Origin of the sequence: Streptomyces spinosisporus, assembly GCF_022698145.1 — a bacterium.
Lineage (GTDB): Bacteria > Actinomycetota > Actinomycetes > Streptomycetales > Streptomycetaceae > Streptomyces > Streptomyces spinosisporus.
This window is the reverse complement of record NZ_JALDAX010000062.1, coordinates 1-886: the sequence shown is the minus strand read 5'-3', so window position 1 is coordinate 886 and position 886 is coordinate 1. Positions and strand designations below refer to the sequence as shown.

The 886-nt window shown below is 65.9% G+C and carries 1 protein-coding gene; it reads right to left on the bottom strand.

What is annotated here, in order from left to right:
• Positions 1-11: 11 nt before the first annotated feature.
• A protein-coding gene (locus MQN93_RS43705; RefSeq protein WP_242713919.1) for an IS5 family transposase occupies positions 12-829 on the bottom strand; the annotation gives its coding sequence in 2 pieces (ribosomal slippage) (positions 12-478 and positions 478-829; 819 coding nt in all).
• Between the last annotated feature and the right edge of the window lie 57 nt (positions 830-886).

Here is an 886-nt window from a genome sequence, read left to right as displayed (position 1 = left end):
TCTTAGAGCTCCTAACAAGGGCGTCGGACGTGGCGGTGGGTGATCAGGCAGGTGGCGAGGCCGAGGAAGGCTTCGTGGATGTCGTCACGTCGCTCCCATCGAATCCGGAGGCGGCGAAAACCATGCAGCCAGGCGATGGTGCGCTCGACTACCCAGCGGAAGACGCCCAGGCCAGAGCCGTGCTCTTCGCCCCTTTCGGCGATGACCGGGCGGATGCCGCGCTGCCATAGCAGTCTGCGGTACTTGTCGTGGTCGTAGCCGCGGTCGGCAAGCAGGGCGTCGGGCCGGTGTCTGGGACGGCCGACGATGCCGGCGACTGCTGGGATCTTGTCGAGCAGGGGCAGTAGTTGGGTGACGTCGTTGCGGTTTCCGCCGGTCATCGACACTGCAAGCGGGATGCCCTGGGCGTCGGTGAGGACGTGGTGCTTGCTGCCCGGCCGAGCGCGGTCGACCGGGCTGGGTCCGCTTTTGGGCCCCGTCGGGCGGCCCGGACGTGGGAGGAGTCGATCACCGCCCGCGACCAGTCCAGCTTCTTTGCGGCCCGCAGCTTCCTCAGCAGCACGAGATGCAGTTCGTCCCACACGCCGGCCTCGTTCCAGGCGGCCAAGCGTCGCCAACAGGTCATGCCCGAACCGAAACCCAGCTCCTGCGGCAGGTACTCCCACTGGATGCCGGTATGCAGCACGAACAGGATCCCGCACAACGCCTGCCGGTCCGGGATTCGAGGTCTGCCCTCGACCAGCTTCGGACCTGGCTCAGGCAGCAACGGTTCGATGAGAGACCACAGTTCGTCCGAGACGATCCAGGGCCGCGACTGACGCTTTCCCACGAGCGGACCAACGACCACTCAAGCCGAAAGTCACATGATCAACAGCTTCTGTTAGGG